This is a genomic window from Streptomyces diacarni (genome assembly GCF_003323715.1).
Lineage (GTDB): Bacteria > Actinomycetota > Actinomycetes > Streptomycetales > Streptomycetaceae > Streptomyces > Streptomyces diacarni.
Genome location: NZ_QOIN01000046.1, coordinates 93,470 through 107,368 on the forward strand (window position 1 = coordinate 93,470; position 13,899 = coordinate 107,368).

15 protein-coding genes and 1 pseudogene are annotated in these 13,899 nt (G+C 73.0%); 9 read left to right on the forward strand and 7 right to left on the reverse strand.

All coding sequences use genetic code 11. The features are described from left to right. Positions 1 to 40: 40 nt before the first annotated feature. The 4 genes from DTL70_RS17290 (at position 41) to DTL70_RS17305 (ending at position 3,385) form a co-directional block, all read left to right on the forward strand. Complete coding sequence (locus tag DTL70_RS17290; protein WP_114023183.1) at positions 41 to 784, forward strand: amino acid ABC transporter ATP-binding protein; 744 nt, start codon at positions 41 to 43, stop codon at positions 782 to 784. 76 nt (positions 785 to 860) lie between these two features. Beyond that, positions 861 to 1,784 (forward strand): glutamate ABC transporter substrate-binding protein, encoded by a 924-nt coding sequence (locus tag DTL70_RS17295; RefSeq protein ID WP_114023184.1) that lies wholly within the window; start codon positions 861 to 863, stop codon positions 1,782 to 1,784. An 18-nt stretch (positions 1,785 to 1,802) separates the two neighbouring features. Next, positions 1,803 to 2,447, forward strand: coding sequence for an amino acid ABC transporter permease (locus DTL70_RS17300; protein WP_114022858.1), 645 nt, complete (start codon positions 1,803 to 1,805; stop codon positions 2,445 to 2,447). Then, positions 2,444 to 3,385 (forward strand): amino acid ABC transporter permease, encoded by a 942-nt coding sequence (locus DTL70_RS17305; protein ID WP_245979429.1) that lies wholly within the window; start codon positions 2,444 to 2,446, stop codon positions 3,383 to 3,385. The genes DTL70_RS17300 and DTL70_RS17305 overlap by 4 nt, the downstream gene beginning before the upstream one ends. Positions 3,386 to 3,404: 19 nt before the next feature. On the opposite strand, the gene DTL70_RS17310 is transcribed toward DTL70_RS17305, so the two are convergent. Further along, positions 3,405 to 4,166, reverse strand: a complete 762-nt coding sequence (locus tag DTL70_RS17310) for a hypothetical protein (protein WP_181860965.1) — start codon at positions 4,164 to 4,166, stop codon at positions 3,405 to 3,407. A 195-nt stretch (positions 4,167 to 4,361) separates the two neighbouring features. On the opposite strand from DTL70_RS17310, the gene DTL70_RS34345 reads away from it, so the two are divergent. From DTL70_RS34345 to ggt, 4 genes and pseudogenes are all read left to right on the forward strand, one after another. Then, positions 4,362 to 4,934, forward strand: coding sequence for a DUF7134 domain-containing protein (locus DTL70_RS34345; protein WP_245979430.1), 573 nt, complete (start codon positions 4,362 to 4,364; stop codon positions 4,932 to 4,934). Next, positions 4,925 to 5,434 (forward strand): histidine kinase dimerization/phosphoacceptor domain-containing protein, encoded by a 510-nt coding sequence (locus tag DTL70_RS17315; RefSeq protein WP_245979431.1) that lies wholly within the window; start codon positions 4,925 to 4,927, stop codon positions 5,432 to 5,434. The genes DTL70_RS34345 and DTL70_RS17315 overlap by 10 nt, the downstream gene beginning before the upstream one ends. Positions 5,435 to 5,567: 133 nt before the next feature. Continuing rightward, a pseudogene (locus DTL70_RS17320) lies at positions 5,568 to 5,705 on the forward strand (DNA-binding response regulator); the annotation flags it as partial. Between the two features lie 147 nt (positions 5,706 to 5,852). Then, positions 5,853 to 7,847, forward strand: coding sequence for a gamma-glutamyltransferase (gene ggt, locus DTL70_RS17325; RefSeq protein WP_245979432.1), 1,995 nt, complete (start codon positions 5,853 to 5,855; stop codon positions 7,845 to 7,847). A 66-nt stretch (positions 7,848 to 7,913) separates the two neighbouring features. Here the strand turns inward: ggt and DTL70_RS17330 are convergent, their stop codons facing one another. Continuing rightward, the gene (locus DTL70_RS17330; protein ID WP_114022860.1) at positions 7,914 to 8,204 is read right to left on the reverse strand and encodes a hypothetical protein; all 291 of its coding nucleotides are present in this window, start codon (positions 8,202 to 8,204) and stop codon (positions 7,914 to 7,916) included. A gap of 43 nt (positions 8,205 to 8,247) precedes the next feature. On the opposite strand from DTL70_RS17330, the gene DTL70_RS17335 reads away from it, so the two are divergent. Continuing rightward, complete coding sequence (locus DTL70_RS17335) at positions 8,248 to 8,715, forward strand: MarR family winged helix-turn-helix transcriptional regulator (protein WP_245979433.1); 468 nt, start codon at positions 8,248 to 8,250, stop codon at positions 8,713 to 8,715. A 51-nt stretch (positions 8,716 to 8,766) separates the two neighbouring features. Here DTL70_RS17335 and DTL70_RS17340 read toward each other — a convergent pair whose 3' ends face one another. The 5 genes from DTL70_RS17340 to DTL70_RS17360 all read right to left on the reverse strand — a co-directional run bounded on the left by DTL70_RS17340 (position 8,767) and on the right by DTL70_RS17360 (position 13,761). Beyond that, a complete protein-coding gene (locus DTL70_RS17340) occupies positions 8,767 to 9,261 on the reverse strand; it encodes a cupin domain-containing protein (RefSeq protein ID WP_114022862.1) in 495 nt (164 codons plus the stop codon). 140 nt (positions 9,262 to 9,401) lie between these two features. Further along, positions 9,402 to 9,965, reverse strand: coding sequence for an isochorismatase family protein (locus tag DTL70_RS17345; protein ID WP_114022863.1), 564 nt, complete (start codon positions 9,963 to 9,965; stop codon positions 9,402 to 9,404). A gap of 44 nt (positions 9,966 to 10,009) precedes the next feature. Continuing rightward, the gene (locus DTL70_RS17350; RefSeq protein ID WP_425470382.1) at positions 10,010 to 11,416 is read right to left on the reverse strand and encodes an MFS transporter; all 1,407 of its coding nucleotides are present in this window, start codon (positions 11,414 to 11,416) and stop codon (positions 10,010 to 10,012) included. Between the two features lie 44 nt (positions 11,417 to 11,460). Then, positions 11,461 to 12,024: a MarR family winged helix-turn-helix transcriptional regulator gene (locus DTL70_RS17355; RefSeq protein WP_114022864.1), complete on the reverse strand. Its 564-nt coding sequence runs from the start codon at positions 12,022 to 12,024 to the stop codon at positions 11,461 to 11,463. 132 nt (positions 12,025 to 12,156) lie between these two features. After that, positions 12,157 to 13,761, reverse strand: a complete 1,605-nt coding sequence (locus tag DTL70_RS17360; RefSeq protein ID WP_114022865.1) for an alpha/beta fold hydrolase — start codon at positions 13,759 to 13,761, stop codon at positions 12,157 to 12,159. Between the last annotated feature and the right edge of the window lie 138 nt (positions 13,762 to 13,899).

Consider the following 13,899-nt stretch of genomic DNA (forward strand, 5'->3'; position numbering starts at 1 on the left):
GACCCATTCAGCCCGATAGTTTCCCTTTCCTATGGAAACGCTGCCGCTGGAACCGCTCATCGAGCTGCGTGGGGTCAACAAGCACTACGGCGCGCTGCACGTGCTCAAGGACGTCGACCTCACCGTGGGCCGCGGCGAGGTCGTGGTCGTGATCGGCCCCTCGGGTTCGGGCAAGTCCACGCTGTGCCGCACCATCAACCGCCTGGAGACCGTCGACTCGGGCACCCTCACCCTGGCGGGCCGGCCCCTTCCCGCCGAGGGCAGGGAGCTGGCCAGGCTGCGCGCGGAAGTCGGCATGGTGTTCCAGTCCTTCAACCTCTTCGCGCACAAGACCGTACTGGCCAACGTGGCGCTCGCCCCCGTCAAGGTGCGCGGCAGGAAGAAGGACGAGGCCGAGCACCGCGCCCGCGAACTCCTGCACCGCGTCGGCCTGCTCGAACACGCGCAGAAGTATCCGGCCCAGCTCTCCGGAGGCCAGCAGCAGCGGGTGGCCATCGCCAGGGCCCTGGCCATGGAGCCGCAGGCACTGCTGTTCGACGAGCCGACGTCCGCGCTCGACCCGGAGATGATCAGCGAGGTGCTGGAGGTCATGCAGCAGCTGGCCAGGGAGGGGATGACGATGGTCGTCGTCACCCACGAAATGGGGTTCGCCCGCTCGGCGGCCAACCGCGTGGTCTTCATGGCCGACGGACAGATCGTCGAGGACCGCACTCCGGAGGAGTTCTTCACCGCGCCGCGCAGCGAGCGCGCCAAGGACTTCCTCTCCAAGATCCTCAAGCACTGAGAGGCCGCCCCTCGTGCCTGCGCACACCCCCGTCCCCCGGCGCCGCGGCCCGCTCCCACCCGCGCGCCCGCACCCCCTGCCGCGGCGCGGCCCGCGCCGGCGACGCGCCCTCGGCGCCGTCACCCTCCTCGTCGCGCTCGCCGCCGCCTGCGGCGTCCCCGGCAGCCCGCCCGCCCGCGGCCCGCAGCCCAGCGCCCTGCCGCACTACGCGGTCGAGAAGGACTTCTCCCTCCCCTCCTCTCCCACCTGGACCCGCGCCCACCAGCGCGGACGCCTGACCGTCGGCGTCAAGGAGGACCAGCCGGGCATGGGCGAGAAGAATCCGGCCACCGGCGAGTACACCGGCTTCGACATCGAGATCGCCGAGATGGTGGCCGCCTCTCTCGGCTTCGACCCCGACCGGCAGATCGAGTACAAGGCCATCGCCTCGGCCAACCGCGAAACCGCCCTCCAGAACGGCCAGATCGACACTTACGTCGGCACCTACACCATCAACGAGGGCCGCAGGAAACTCGTCGGCTTCGCCGGGCCCTACTACATCGCGGGGCAGCGGCTGCTGGTCCGCAAGGGCAACAAGCAGCTCAAGGGGCCGCAGGACATGGCGGGCAAGAAGATCTGCTCCGCCGTCGGCTCCACCCCGCTCCAGCGCATCCAGTCCGACTACCCGCGCGCCGAGCCCGTGGCCTACGACAGCTACGCCATCTGCGTCGACAACCTCCTCAACGACCAGGTCGACGCCGTCACCACCGACGACACGATCCTGCTGGGCTACGCCGCCAAGGACCCCGACCACCTGAAGGTCGTCGGCAAGGCGTTCTCCGAGGAGCCCTACGGCATCGGCGTGCCCCGCGAGGACCACGCGCTCGCCCGCGCCCTCGACGACGCCCTCGTCGCACGGGAGGAGAACGGCGACTGGAAGCGGGCCTACGACGTCACCCTCGGCCTCTCCGGCGCCCCCGCGCCGAAACCGCCCCGCGTCGACCGCCGACTGACGAGCTGAGAGGAACCAAGCGGCTCCATGGACGTACTGACACAGAACTTCGCCCTCTACGGTGAGGGCTTCTGGGGCACCGTACGGCTGACCGTCTACGCCTCGCTGCTGGCGCTCGCCGTCGGCGTCGTGATGGCCGGGTTCCGGGTGGCGCCCGTGGCGGCACTGCGCGGCGTGGGCACCGCATGGGTGACGGTCTTGCGCAACACCCCGCTCACCCTGCTGTTCTTCGCGATGCTGCTGGGGCTGCCGCGCTTCGGGGTGGCCCTGCCCTTCGAACTGTTCGCGGTGCTCGCCCTGGGCTGCTACACGTCCTCCTTCATCTGCGAGGCGGTGCGCTCCGGCATCAACACCGTCCCCGCCGGCCAGGGCGAAGCCGCCCGCAGCCTGGGCATGACCTTCGGCCAGACACTCGGCACCGTCGTGCTGCCCCAGGCGTTCCGCACCGTCATCGCGCCGATCGGCTCCACCCTCATCGCGCTGGCCAAGAACTCCGCCATCGCGGGCTCCTTCAGCGTCGTCGAACTGCTGAGCACCTACAAGACGCTCAGTGAGAACGGCTACAACGTCATCTGGAGCTTCGTGTGGATCGCACTGGGATACCTGATCCTCACCCTCGCCATCTCCGGCCTCTTCCACGTGCTGGAGCGGCGCTGGGGGGTGGCCCGATGACCACGCCGCCGCCCGCCCCGCCGCCCCCCTCCGGGCTGGCCACACTGCTGCGCGGACGCGGCGCCAAGCGCCCGCCGAAGGCCGTGGCCTCCGCGCTCTACGACGTCCCCGGGCCCCGCGCCCGCGCCCGCCACCTGCTCTACGGCCTGCTGACCTCGCTCGCGCTCGCCGCGCTGCTGGCCTGGATCTGTTGGCTCCTTCTCGACACCGGCCAGTTCGCCCACGTCAAGTGGCGCCCCTTCGCCTACGAAGGCGTGCAGGAGATGCTGCTCGGCGGCCTCGGCAACACCCTCAAGGCCTTCGCGATGGCCGCCGTCCTCGCCCTGGCGCTGGGCGCCGTGCTGGCCGCGGGACGGCTCTCGGACCACCGGCCGCTGCGCTGGGTGAGCACCGTGCTGGTGGAGTTCTTCCGGGCCATGCCGGTGCTCGTCATGATCTTCTTCGTCTTCGTCGCGTTGCAGGTCCAGGCGCTGCCCGCCCTGGTGACCGGGCTGACCCTCTACAACGGCTCCGTGCTCGCTGAGGTCTTCCGCTCCGGTGTGCAGTCCGTCGACCGGGGCCAGCGCGAGGCCGCCTACGCGCTCGGCCTGCGCAAGACCCAGGTCATGGTCCACGTCCTGGTGCCGCAGGCCGTGCGCGCCATGCTGCCGACGATCATCAGCCAGCTCGTCGTGGCCCTCAAGGACACCTCGCTGGGGTACCTGATCACCTACGAGGAGTTCCTGCACGCCGGGCGGCTGATCGCCATCAACATGGACTACACGATGCCGTTCATCCCCGTCGTCATCGTCATCTCGGCGATCTACATCGGCCTGTGCATGCTGCTGTCCTGGTTCGCCAACTGGGTTGCCCGCCGTGAGCGGCGCAACGTGAAGAACGAGGCGGTACCCGTGGCCCCCGCCGAGGCCGGGTCCACCATGCCGGGAGCCCGCCCCTGACCGCCGCCCCGCGCGCGGCTCAGCGGGTGGGTGCGGCGGTCGCCTCCCGCGTCACGTCGGCCACCAGTTCCACCACATCGGGGCCGTAGGCACGCGAGTTGACCACCCGCAGCAACAGGCAGAAGTCTCCGCCGTGCCCGTGCCTGCGGGCCAGTCGCACCTGGTGCCGTGCCAGGTAGCGGGCGGCGGCCTGGTTGGTGAGGGAGCGCTGGCCGCATATCAGGAAGACGGGCCGCACCGCCTCACCGTCCCCGCGCTCTCCTCTCGTGCCGGCGGGGGACGAGGCCCCCGTGACCCGGGCCAGCAGCGCGTACTCGACGCGGCCCTTCTCCATCCGGTAGTGCTCGCCGCCCACGCTGAACGCGCCCCGGTCAGGACCCGGTTCGGCGTCCGTGTTCACGGCCACGCCCGGCAGCAGCATCTCCATGTGCGCCGCCGTACGCTGATTCGAACCGGGCCCGCCCAGGCAGAACTCGGTGTGCTCGCCGAACCCCCGGCGCGCCGCGTCGTGCGCCACCACCTCCATCCGCGCGCCGCAGTCCTTGACGAGCGCGGACAGCTCCAGCAGCGCGAACACGTCGTTGCGGGCGACGGCTGCCTCGTCGGTCGCCGGGTCGTGATTGACCACCAGCAGGCACCCGGAGTTCGCCGGAAGCCCGAAGAAGCGCTGCTGCCTGTGGAGTTTGCGCCGCCAGACGGAGGTGCGGGCGAACCACCCCGCCGCGGCGGTGATCGCCGCCGCCACCAGTCCCAGCACGAGTTCCCGCACGTTGTCGTCCATGACGCGGCAGCGTAGGCCCTCGCGGCGCGCCGACCGAGGGGGTGGGTGCGTGCGGGCGCCGTCGCGAGGTGCTGACGCCTGCGGTGCGCTGCGGCGGGGGACGGGGGCGAACAGCGGCCGGGCCGGGGGCGAAGGCCGCCCGGCGGGTATCTGCGCTCGGTGGACGGGGTATGCGCGAACGCATACGTTCCCCGCATGGGTGATGCGGCACGCCGACGTCCGGTCATGTTCGACGCGCTGGCCGCGTTGGGGTTCTCCCTCCTGCCCCAGGTCGCGGTCGTGTGTGCGGCCGTCGGCGACGAAGTGAGCGCGACCGCCGTGTGGTTGCTGTCGCTGTGCACCGCGTTGCCGCTGGTCGCCCGGCGGCTGTGGCCCGTACCGGTCTTCTGCGGTGTTCTGACCGTCGCCTGCGCGGCGCTTGCCGTCGGCCTCGGACCTGTCCCGTTCCTCGCCGCCGCGTACGCCCTGTACCCGGTGGCGACGTCGAGGCGGCGGCAACGGGGGCTGTCCGCGGCCGGGGTGGCCGTGCTGTGTGCCGTGACCGCGGCCCTGCTCACCGTGACCGAGGGAGAGCACTACCAGGGCGGCTCCATGGCCGTGCAGGCCGTGTTCGCCCTGCTCCTGCTCGGCGCCGCCTGGGCGGCGGCCGGAGAGCGGAGGGAGAGGTCGAGGCACGCCAGCGGCAGGCGGCCGAACAGGCGAAGGTCGAGGCACGCCTGCGTATCGCCCGCGATGTCCATGACGTCGTCTCCCACAGCGTGGGTCTGATCGCGGTCAAGGCCGGTGTCGCCAACCACGTGGTCGCGACCCGCCCGGAGGAGGCGCGGGCGGCTCTCGAGGTGATCGAGGAGGTGAGCCGCGAGACCCTGCGCGAGATGCGGACCACCCTCACGGTGCTGCGCCGGCCGCAGGAGGGCGGCGCCTGGGTCCACCGGCCGGTGCTCGGCCTGTCCGAACTCCCCGCCCTGGTCCGCACGGTCGAAGCCGCGGGGGGTCCGCGTCGACCTGCGCTCCCGGTAGGCCGGGGACCTGCCCGACAGTATCGAGAGCCCTGGCCGTCCTGCTCCCGATGGTGCTCGCCGGCACGCAGATCCTCTCCGCCATCGGAGCGGCCCGCGGGGTCGCGCGCTACTTCCCCGACCAGGCCGGCATGCGGATGCTCAGCGTCGAGGGGCACGGACGCACGCACCGGGTTCGCGGTGCTGCTGGTGTGGACGGTTGCGGCTCTGGCCGCCGGTTACGTCCGGCACAGCCGCTGGGACGCGTGAGGTGGCGTGTCGGTGCACACGCCCTCTCGCCCTGGGATCTCCGGCGCCGCCCGCGATGCCGGGTGGCTCGTACGGCACGGTTGTGAGGATCGCGCGACGCGATGGGTCGGCAGGAGCGTGTGAGGAAGTCGGAATGGCTGAGTCGGTCCGGGTGCTGATCGCGGACGACCAGGCGCTGCTGCGTGGAAGCTTCCGCGTCCTCATCGACTCGACGCCCGGCATGGAGGCGGTCGGCGAGGCCGGTGACGGCGTCACGGCCGTCGAACCTGCCTGACGGACGTCCCTGGCGGGCGCGCCGACCGGGAGGGTGAGCGCGTACGGGGGCCGTCGCGAGGTGCTGACGCATCCGCGTCAAGAGCATTACGCTGTCGCGGATCACGCGCTCACCCGCGGAGCCAGCGCAAAGGAGGCCCCTCCCATGACGCCCTCTCCCGACCCCGCCGGCCGGCCGAACGCCCCCTCCCCGCCCCACCACCAGGGCCCGTCTGTGTCCCGCCGCGACGGCGGCACGCCCGGCGGTGGTGTCCTGCGGGTCTTCGGTGCGCTGCGGTGGGGGCGGGGACGAACAGCGGCCGGACCACACGTGAAGGCCGCCCGGCGCGGGATCGGCGTGCTGACGGTCGCCGCCGTGGTGGCGGGCCTGACGGGTGCGGCCCCCGGCACGGCGGGCGGCGCGGACACGGCGGAGGGCGGCAGAGCCGGTTCTCCCGCCAAGAGCCCCGTCGCCACGGGCTACGGGGGCGCCGTCTCCAGCGTCGACGCGGACGCCTCGGCCGCGGGCATCGAGGTGCTCAAGCGCGGCGGCACGGCCGCGGACGCGGCCGTGGCGACCGCGGCGGCGCTCGGGGTGACGGAGCCGTACTCGGCGGGCGTCGGCGGCGGCGGGTACTTCGTGTACTACGACGCGCACTCCCGCAAGGTGCACACCATCGACGGCCGGGAGAAGGCGCCGCTGAGCGCCGACGAGAAGCTGTTCACCGAGGACGGGAAGCCGATCCCCTTCGACGAGGCCGTCACCAGCGGCCTGGGCGTCGGCACCCCGGGCACGGCGGCGACCTGGGAGAAGGCGCTGGACGCGTACGGCTCCCAATCGTTGGCGAAGGTGCTCCAGCCGGCGACGAGGCTGGCCCGTGAGGGCTTCACCGTCGATGAGACGTTCCGCGAGCAGACGGCCGACAACGAGGACCGCTTCCGTGACTTCCCCGCGACGGCGGACCTGTTCCTGCCCGGTGGCGAGTTGCCGAAGGTCGGCTCGACGCTGAGGAACCGGGACCTGGCCCGCACCTACGACCTGCTGGCCCGCAAGGGCACCAAGGCGCTGTACCACGGCAAGCTGGCGCGCGACATCGTGCGCACCGTGCGCGAGCCCGCGGTGGCCGAAGGCGCGGACCGCGAGGTGCGCCCTGGTGATCTGCGGGCGAAGGACCTGGCGGCGTACGAGACGCGGTCGCAGAAACCGACCCGCACCGCGTACCGGGGCCTGGACGTGTACGGGATGGCGCCCTCCTCCTCGGGCGGCACCAGCGTCGCGGAGGCGCTGAACATCCTGGAGCAAAGCGACCTGGGCGCGATGAGCGAGAAGGAGTACCTGCACCGCTACCTGGAGGCGAGCCGTATCGCGTTCGCCGACCGTGGCCGTTGGGTGGGCGACCCCACCCAGGAGGACGTGCCGACCAGGGGCCTGACCTCGCAGCGGTTCGCGGACTCCCGCGCGTGCCTGATCGACGACGACGAGGCGCTGTCCAGCCCGGTCGCGCCGGGCGATCCGCGGCACCCGCGCGCCTGCGACCGCGGTGACGCGGACCAGGCGGCGCCCACCACCTACGAGGGCGAGAACACCACGCACCTCACGGTCTCCGACAGGTGGGGCAACGTCGCCGCCTACACGCTGACCATCGAGCAGACCGGTGGCAGCGGCATGGCCGTGCCGGGGCGCGGCTTCCTGCTGAACAACGAGCTGACGGACTTCTCCTTCACGCCGGCCACCCCCGGCGTGTACGACCCGAACCTGCCAGGCCCCGGCAAGCGGCCGCGTTCCTCGATGTCGCCGACGATCGTGCTGAAGCACGGCCAGCCGGTACTGGCGCTGGGGTCGCCCGGTGGCGCGACCATCATCACCACGGTGCTGCAGACGCTCACCAACCACCTCGACCGCGGCATGCCGCTCGTCGACGCGATCGCGGCACCGCGCGCCAGCCAGCGCAACGCCGAGCAGACGGAGGCCGAGCCCGCGCTGATGGACAGCAAGGTGCGGCACCGACTGGAGAAGCTGGGCCACTCGTTCGAGGAGACGGCGGAGATCGGTGCGGCCACCGGGGTGCAGCGTCTGCGGGATGGCCGCTGGCGCGCGGCCGCCGAGACCCAGCGCAGGGGCGGCGGTTCGGCGAGGGTCGTCCACCCGACGCACGGCTGACCGGCGGGCGGCAGCTCAGGCCGGTGGCGCCGGGCGCGGCTCCGCGGGGTCCGCGCCCGGCCTGCCTCACGCGAGGAAGTCCGCCGGCAGCGCGTCGGTCTGCGCCGCCGCCACGTACACCTGCCGGTACGCGGGGGCGATGTCCTGGCTGCCGCCGGTCTCCCAGTCCCAGGCGTACCACGCGGCGGCCGTGGCGAAGCCGCCGTGCAGCAGGAGCGGCGGCGGCGCGTCCGCGGGCCCGCAGGCCGGCACGTGGGTGGTGCCGTGGACGGTGGTGACGTCGATGCTCTCGGTGTCCTGTGGCCAGAGTCCGAGTACGGCGTCGTAGGCGGAGCGGACGTGCTGGTCCGGGTGCATGCCGTCTCCGATTCGCCTCGCTGAGCGAGATATCGTCGGAGGCGTGACCCCCACCGACAAGAGCGCCGACGGACTGGACGTCGTGCGCCAGTTGCGCGCCGTCTCCACCGAACTCGACCTGCTCGCCGCCGGGTTCGCCCAGCGCAACGGGCTCCACCCCACCGATCTGCGCGCCCTCGTCTGCCTCCTGGACGCCGCCAGGGCCCGGACGCCGGTCACCCCCGGCAGCCTCGGGGCCCGGCTCGGCCTCAACTCGGCGGGCACGACCTCCCTCGTCGACCGCCTCGAACGCCTCGGGCACGTCCGCCGAACCCGCGACCCGCGCGACCGGCGGCGGGTGCTGCTGGAGGTGGACGAGCGGGCGGTCGCGCTGGGGGAGGCGTACTTCGGCCCGCTGATCGCGCAGGTGGCCGACGCGGCGGCGCAGCTGGCGGAGCCGGAACTGGCCGCCGTACGCCGCTTCCTGGCATCCGTCCTGGAGGGCGTCACCGCGCGGCGCGAGGACGGCTGACCGGCCGGCCGGAGCGCACGCCGCACACCGGCACCGGCCGCCAGGCCGCCCTCAGCTACGGGCGCTGTCCCACGCCGCGCTGTGCAGGAAGTGGTTGTCGTACCTCTCCTGGATCTCCAGCAGGCTTTCCGGCGGAAGTTCGCCGCCGGCGACGCGGGCCAGGTGGCGGAAGTAGTCGAAGCGCGCGACGCCGGGCGCCAGGACGATCAGCAGGTCGGCGTTGTGCCCGGGCGCGGCGGCGAACGCGTGCGCCGTGTGCGGGGGCACGACGACGAGGTCTCCGCGTTCGGCGGTCAGGACCTGGTCTCCGGACAGCACCTGGGCGGTGCCGTCGAGCACGTAGAACATCTCGGCGGACCGGGTGTGCCGGTGCGGGGTGGCGCCGTTCGCGCCGTCGAAGAGGGTGACGCGCTGGGTGGAGAGCGCGCCGCCGGTCTGATCGGCGTCGGCCAGCAGGGCGACGGTCGAGGGCGCCTGCCCCAGCACTTCGGCCTCGGCGGCACGGACGACGACCGTGTCGTCGAACTCGGGCACGATCAGCGACATGCGGGCCTCCGTGGGCGCGGCGTTGCGGCGGGACACCGCCTCTACGTCACACATTCTCCACCAGCCGGGGCCGGACCCGGCCGCCTGGGCGTGTCCGGCCCGGCTGGGCGCGGCCCGAGCCCGACCAGGGGCGGGGGCGGTCAGGCTGCGCCGAGTGCGGCCACGACCTCGTCGGTGGATCCGGTCTCGCCCAGCCGGGGGAAGACGCCGTCGACGGAGGCCCGGTGCCCGTCGGCGTCCAGGTCGGTGCAGGCGTCCTCGGCGACGGTCACGTGGTAGCCGTGCTCGTGCGCGGACCGCGCCGTGGACTCGACGCCGAAGCGGGTGGCGATGCCGCCCAGGACGATCTGGGTGACTCCGCGCCGCCGCAGCTCCAGGTCGAGGGAGGTGCCGTAGAAGGCGCCCCAGTTCTGCTTGGTGACGCGGATGTCGGTGGGCTGTGGGTCGAGCTCGGGGCGCAGGTCGGCGTGGTTTGCGGGGCGCTCGCCGCGCCCGCCCAGGCCGGCGGCCGTGCGTCCCGGTGCGCCGCCCCGGACGGTGACGAGGACGACGGGCAGCCCGCGCCGCCGGAACTCGGCCGCCAGGTGGGCACCGCGCTGGACGACCTCGTCCGCCGGGTGGGGCGCGGTCGGCATGCCGGTGACGCCCTTCTGGAGGTCGATGAGGACGAGCGCGGTGCGGGGGTCCAGGGTCAGCGTGGCCATGGGTGTGCTCCTCGGTACGGGGTGGACATGCGGGTTCTGTGGGGTTACGAACGGCCGCGCAGGGCGCGGTCGGTGACGGTGAGCGCGAGCACGACGGCGCTGAGCACCCCTGCCGTCACGGCTATCAGGTGCAGGCCCGCGTCGTCGGCCTGCTGCCCGTAGAAGAGGGCGATGAGGCTGGACGCGGTGATGGCACCCAGGTACTGGGAGGTGCGCTGGAGCCCGGCGGCCGCGCCCATCCCGCCGGCGGGCGCCTGGCGGGCGACGGCGGCCTGGTTGCTCGTACCGGCCAGGCCCTGCGGCAGCCCGCACAGGACGGAGGCCAGCAGCAGCGCGGCCAGGGGTGTGCTGCCGTGCGCCCAAGCGAGCGTTCCCGCTCCGGCGAGCAGCAGCCCGGCGGCGAGGACGAGGGGACCGCGGATGCCCTTCGTCCGGGCGCCGAGCAGCGCACAGACGGCGGCGGCCAGCGACATCGGCAGCATGATCAGGCCGGACCCGAACGAGGAGAAGCCGTGCGACTCCTCCAGCCACTGCGCGTAGCCGTACATCACGCAGTAGATGACCAGGTACGTGAGCCCGTGCCGCAGGTAGGTGAGCACCAGCGGCCGGTGCCGTGCCAGCACGCGCAGGTCCAGGAACGGGGCGGGCGTACGCAGCTGCCACCACACGAACGCGCACGCCAACAGGGCGAACGGTGCCAGCAGCGGCCAGCGCGGATGGCCGAGCCCCATCAGGAAGAGCATCGCCGTGGTCAGGGCACCGGCGAAGAGCAGGACGCCCAGCGCGTCGACACGGGTGCGCGGTCCGGGCGCGCTGGTGGTGCGCGGCGGGTCCCTGGGGAGCCACAGCAGCGCCAGGCCCAGCCCGGCGAGGGCCACCGGTATGTTGACGGCGAAGATCGCCCGCCACCCCGCCGTCGCGGCCAGCAGCCCGCCCAGGACGGGGCCGGCGGCGGCGCTGCCGAGCCCGGCCAGGGACAGCCGCGCGAGAACGGGGCGCGGCACGTGGGTGCCCAGCCGCACGGCCTCAGAACGCAGCAGCGCCATGGCGCACGGGTACGCGGCCGACGTGCCGACGCCCAGCAGCACGCGGGAGACGATCAGCCAGCCGAACGCGGGCGCCGCGGCACCCGCCACACCGGCCGCGGTGACGATCACGAGGCCGGCGAGGAAGACGCGGCGGGGTCCGAGCGCGTCGGCGAGCTTGCCCATCGTCGGCTGGGCGACGGCGCTGGCGAGGTAGAGGGAGGCCACCAGCCAGGCGGTGTCGGCGGAGCCGACACCGAAGCCGCGGCCGATCACCACCAGCGCGGTGGCGATCATCGTCGAGTTGACGGGGTTGAGCAGGGAGCCCAGCAGCAGCGGTGCCATCAGGCGGGCGCCGAAGCCGTCTCCGCGCACCGGGGGCCCGGCGGACTCGGGGCCGGCCGCCGGGGCGCTCCCGTCGAGCACCTTGCCCGTACGGCCTCCCTCCCCGCCTCCTGCCGCCGGGTCGCTCACCGCGGGTCCTGCGCGCCCGAATCGTCTTCCGCCCCGGAGTCCTCCCCGATGTCTGCGCCCTCGTGCTCCCCAACGGCGGGGGCGTTCTCCGCGACGAGCCTGCGCAGCAGGACGGCCGCCGCGGCGAGTGTGCCGCGCTCGGCCCTGTCCAGCCGGGTGGCGAGGGCCTCGGAGAGCCAGTCGTGCTTGGCCCGGCGCACGGCGTCGAGCGTGCGCGCTCCCTCGGGGGTCAGGGCGAAGACCACCTGGCGGCCGTCGGTCGGGTGGGGGCTGCGCGCGAGGATGCCTCGCTCCTCCAGCGCGCCGACGGTGACCCGCATGGACTGCGGGCGCACCAGTTCGGCGCGGGCGAGCGCGGCGATGGTGGTGGGGCCCGTGCGCAGTATCCGGCCCAGTACGGAGCGCTGGGTCGGGGTCAGCTCTCCCGCGGGGGAGGCCGCCCGCAGGTGCCTGCCGAGCGCCCCGACGGCGGCAGCCACCTCGGCGGCCAGCTCTGCGGTCTCTGCGGGCTCGGCTGTTTCCGCGGGCTCACGGGCTCGTCCGCTGTCCTCGTGCGGCATACGTCGAGCCTACGATTTCGACAGGGAAACTTGCAAGTTTCCCTGTCGATGCGCTGGGCTCCGCACGCCGCCGACCGGAGGCCGCGGGCATTCGCTGGTGGGCGTCCGCGCTCCGGCGGACGCCCACCGCGCTCAGCCGGCGTCCGCCGGCTGCCCCGTCGGGACGGTGACGCGCGAGGGGTCGGCGGCGGGAGAGGTGAAGTCCAGGCGGGCACCGTCCGGGTTGTGCTCGGCGTACAGCGGGTCGACGGTGTCGATGACGACGGCGAGCTTGTGCCCCTTCGGTACGTCGTAGGCGGTGGAGAAGAGGTCCAGGTCCACGGCGAACGGCTGGTCCGGGGTGCGGTCGTGGAAGGTGTGCGGGGCGTGGGTGATCAGCTTGCCCGCGCCGAGGGGGCCCACGTCGTACAGGTAGGCGTAGAAGGTGCCGCTCTCGGCGGTGCTGGTGACGGTGGTGTGCAGCTTCGTCGTGCCGCGCACGGGCGTGTCCTCGCCGTACCGCTCCGACTCCCACACGGCGGCCCGGGAGCGCGGCAGCAGCGGCATGGAGACGACGGGCGGCAGCTTGAGGAACTGGTCGAGGAGGCCCGTCAGGAATATCGTGCCGCCGTTGGCGCCGGAGTCCCTGCCGGTGTCGAGGTCCTTCTTCCCGTCCAGGGAGATGGCCCGCTCGCCCGAAGGGACCTCCTTCCAGCTCTTGTAGCCCTCGTAGGCGCCGGTCGACCTGGATTTGAGCTGGACCGGGGGTTCGGTGTCGATGCCGTTCTTCTCGCCCTTGAGGTAGCGGTCGAACCAGTCGTGCGCGTGCGACCAGGTGTCGTTGGGCAGTCCGAGCAGGCCGGTCGCCTCCGGGGTGGCGTGGTCGCCGGGGCGGAACTCCAGCCGCTTGGGGCCGCGCAGCTTCTCGTAGAAGTCGGCGTACTGGTTGGGCGGGAAGATCGAGTCGTTCCAGGCGTTGCCGAGCATGATGGCGGCGCCGTTGTCGTTGATCCGGTCGAGGTAGGTCGCGGGGGAGCGCTTCTTGCCCCACGCGATCATCTCGTCCTCCTTGTCGAGGTTGGACTCGGTGAAGTCCTTGAGGATCTGCCGCAGTTCGGGGCTGGGCCGTCCGGTCAGCTCGCCCGCGCCGCCGAGCAGCCCCGCGGCCTGGAGGTGCTGGGTGCGGCCGCTGTAGATGGAGCCGATCAGGTCGGCCCAGCCGCTGAGCGCGGTGACGGCCTTGACGCGGGGGTCGTGGCCGGCCGCCAGCAGGCTGATGCCGGCGCCGTAGGAGACGCCGCCCATGCCGACGCGGTCCTTGTCGGCGGGGGTGTGGGCGAGGGCCCAGTCGATGACGCGGGAGGCGTCGGCGATGTCCTCGGGGCCGCCGACCTCGATCTCGCCGCCGGACTGCCAGAAGCCGCGCGAGTTGTAACTGACGACGACGTACCCGGCGTCGGCGAGCTTCTTGGCCTGTGCCAGGTATTCGATCTGCGGGAGCCCCCAGCTGGTGGGGAGCACGATCAGCGGGTAGGTGTGCGCCGAGTCGGCGGAGGCGCCGTCGGGCAGGGCGACGTTGGCCTTGAGGGTGGTGCCGCCGTCGCCCTCGATGTCGACGAAGTCGATCCCGGACGCGGTGGCGCCGGTGGCGGCCGGTGCGGGCAGGGCGGCGGCGGGGGCGAGGGTGAGGCCGGTGGCGGCGAGTGTTGTGGCGAGGAGGACCGAGGCGTAACGCACTGCGGTGGGGGAGGGGCGCATGCACGGCTCCAGACGTCATCGGTGGCCCGGGCTGGAAAGTGACTGGAGAGTAACCACGACGGGCTACCGGAGGTAACCCATCAGTAGGTTACGGAGCGGTAAAGCCGGCGGCTCCCGTGCGCCCCCGCCGGGGTTCTT